The organism is Kocuria sp. ZOR0020 (genome assembly GCF_000800955.1).
Taxonomy (GTDB): Bacteria; Actinomycetota; Actinomycetes; order Actinomycetales; family Micrococcaceae; genus Kocuria; species Kocuria subflava.
This window is the reverse complement of the sequence record NZ_JROX01000355.1, coordinates 1-3,313: the sequence shown is the minus strand read 5'-3', so window position 1 is coordinate 3,313 and position 3,313 is coordinate 1. Positions and strand designations below refer to the sequence as shown.

The following is a 3,313-nucleotide window of genomic DNA, read 5'->3' as shown; positions in this document are numbered from 1 at the left end:
GTGCCCAGGGCGGCCTGGAATCTGACAGGTGGCCACCATCTCCTGCCCGGCCACCCCGTAGAGCTGCTGCAACGTGATGCGCAGCTTTTCCAGTTTTCCACCCGCCTGTGGCGAGTATGTGGCCACCCAGAGCACTTGGCTCCGGGCGGGCCCACCGCCGGCCGTGACCCGGTTTCCGTGGCCCGTCGCGGAAAGATCCAGCCTGGCCACGGCCGCCACAGACGGCTTGTAGCGCAAGTAAGAGGTGCGCAGATGCAGACCATCGGCAGCCCCACCGCCAAGTGGTGCAGAGTGTGCCAACGGCAGGTCCCACAATCGGTGTGGATTCAGGATCCAGTTCACTCCGGGAAGGTGCTCGGCTGAGACCGGGGTATCAATGAGGTCCACGTTCATGGCCGCTGCCCCTCCGTTGAATCCGCAGCGTGGACCTCCGCCTGGTCCCGGGCTTGTTGTTGTGCCACCCAGGCGGCGAACACGCCGTCGGGATCAGCCAGCAGGTCCTCCGGGGTGCCGTCCAACAGGATGCGACCCTCTTGAACCCACAACACACGGTCCGAGGCCAATGCCATGGCGGCATCGTGCGTGACGGCCACGGAGGTTCGGCCCTGGATCAGTTCGGCAATGGCATCCACCACCGCTTGGGTGGATTGGGGATCCAGCCCGGTGGTTGCCTCGTCCAGAACCACCACAGGAGCATCGCGCAGCAGAGCGCGGGCAATGGCGATCCGCTGGCGCTGACCACCGGAGAGTGTGGAGCCACGTTCGGCCACCACGGTGTCGTACCCCTGGGGGAAACCGGTCACGAACTCATGTGCCTGGGCGGCCTTGGCCGCCGCCTCCACCTGGGCATCCGTGGCATCTTCACGCCCCATCCGGATGTTTTCCCGAATGGTTCCGTGGAAGAGCACCGATTCCTGCAGCAACAACGCCACGTTGGAGCGCACGGAGGCCACGGACAGCAACCGCAGGTCCTGCCCATCCACCGCCACAGAGCCGTGGACCGGATCCATGGCCCGCACCAACAGGGAGGCCAGAGTGGACTTTCCAGAACCGGACGGCCCGATCACACTCACGTGTTGCCCGGGACGGATCACCACGTCAATGTCCTGGAGCACCAACCCATGGTGAGGATCTGCCGGGTCACCGTAGGAGGCATCAACCCGCCGGAACGCGATCTCACCCCGCACGGCTTGCAACGGTGTGCTCTCCGCAGTGTCCCGGATCTCCGGGGTGGTCTCCATCAGATCAGCCACCCGCTCGCCGGAGGCCGTTGCACGGGCAATGCGTCCGGTGTACTTGGCCATGTCACGCAGGGGCTTCATGCAGGTCTTGAGGTAGGTGGTGAACAACACCAGGTCCCCCAGGGTCATCTGCTCCTGAAGCACCCGCCAGCCACCACCCACCAGAACCACGGCGGTGGCCACTCCCACAATCACATCCGTGGCCCGTTCCAACCCGGCCGCCAGACGCCGGGACTGGACCCCCTGGGTCAGGGCCATCTGATTGGACTTCTCGAAGGAGGCCGCCATGCGATCCTCCAGACCGTAGGCCTGCACCACGCGGATGGCACCCAGCGATTCATGGGCGGTGTTGGCCAGTGCGCCCTCGCCCTTGCGCGTCTTGCGGGAGGCTTCCGTGATCTTGCCCGATGACCCGCGGCTGATGAACCAGAACGCCAGGATGGCTCCCACCACCACCAGGGCCAACATCCAGTCCAGGACCAACATGACGATGCACATGACCACCAGGGTGATCACGTTGGCCAGCAGGGGCAGGCCTGCGGTGACGGCCACCTCCTGCAACTTCCCGATGTCGGAGACGATGCGCTGAACCGTGTCCCCCGCCCGGGAGCTCGAATGGAAGCGATCGGAGAGGCTTTGGACATGGCGGAACAGCCGCCCGCGCAGCACCGTGGAAACCCGTGAGCCCACCAAGGCGAAGGCCACGGTGGCCAGATAGTTGGTCAGAGCACGGAAGCCCACGATGCACACGGTGGCCAGACCGGCTGCCAAAAGCAGTTGCCACGAGGCTTCCGGGATCCACGGGTCCACCGCTGTGGCATCCGCCCCCAGGGAGCGGGTGATGGAGTCAATCAGGATTTTCAACGGCCAGGGTTCCAAGACCCGGAAGGCCACTTCCAACAGCAACGCCACAACACCGCCGGCTATCAACCAGCGGTGTTCCCCAAGATGGGGTCGAATGAGGTTCAGGGTTCGGCCCAGCGCCTGCTTCTCGATCTTGGTGACCTTGGATTTTCGGGCGGTCCTGGCCGTGACGCGCTTGTCCCGGTCCCCGCCGCGGGGTTCATCTGCCACCGCGCTCATGGGCGACCGTCCACTGTGCCCACACCGGTGCCGTCCAGGATGGCTTCCAGCACCCGATCCCAGGAGCGTTCGCGTTCGGCCATCTCACGTGCCGCCCGGCCCGAGGCACGACGACGCCGCGGGTCCCCGACCAGGTCATCCACCGCCCGAGCCAGATCCACCGGGTCGGAGGGTTCAACCAGCAACCCGGTCACGCCGTCGTCGATGATCTGGGGAACCTGCCCCACGCGGGAGGCCACCACGGGCAGTGCAGCCGCACAGTATTCATAGATCTTCAGCGGTGAAAAGTACTGGTCCGTGCTCTGCTCGGTGCGCGGATAAGGGGCCACGGCAACAGCGCAGTCCTCCAGGTGGCCGGGGATGTGCTCCGGGGCCACGGCCCCGGTGAACTCGACCTCAATCCCCAACCGGGTGGCCTGTTCGGCCAGGGCCTGCCCTTGGGGACCATCCCCCACCAGACGCAACCGCCATGAGGTGGTTGCCAGTGCGCGGGCCTCCACCAGGTGTTCCACGCCGTGCCAAGGTTTCAGAGTCCCCACGAAAACCACAACGGGGCTGCGCCCGGCCTCCAGGCAGCCCTGTGAATCCTTGGAGGGGCGGATGCGCTCAACATTGACACCGTTGGGTGTGACCACCACGCGGTCCTGCATCTGCTGCGGGGTGAGGCCTGCGCCTGCTGTGCTGCGCACCCAGTCAGCCACGGGTTCGGAAACGCACGCGATGCGCGTGGCGTGGCTCACCTGATGCTTTAGCGCGGCATGGGCGCCGTGGTGGTCAATCAGGTCACGGTGCGTCTGCTGTTCATCGATCAGCGGAGCGTTGACCTCTAGGAAACCCGGAATGGACAGGGTCTGGCAGACCTCCGCCAGAGCAGTGGAGAACAGCGAATAGCGTTCGTACACGGCATCGGCACCGGCCGCCACCACCTGCGCGGCAATCTCCTGCGCAGCCTTCTGCTGTGCCTGTTCGCGAGCGGCCACACGCTCCAT

The 3,313-nt window shown here is 65.6% G+C and carries 3 protein-coding genes; all 3 read right to left on the bottom strand.

What is annotated here, in order from left to right:
- Nucleotides 1–393, bottom strand: a 393-nt coding sequence (locus L979_RS13735) for a hypothetical protein (protein WP_047692810.1), incomplete at its 3' end; no start/stop codon positions are given.
- On the bottom strand, nt 390–2,324 hold the full coding sequence (locus tag L979_RS13730; RefSeq protein ID WP_081994557.1) for an ABC transporter ATP-binding protein: 1,935 nt from the start codon (nt 2,322–2,324) through the stop codon (nt 390–392). The genes L979_RS13730 and L979_RS13735, both read right to left, overlap by 4 nt.
- Nucleotides 2,321–3,313 (bottom strand): glycosyltransferase family 4 protein (locus L979_RS13725; protein ID WP_047692808.1); only part of this gene is annotated, 993 nt, incomplete at its 5' end. The genes L979_RS13730 and L979_RS13725, both read right to left, overlap by 4 nt.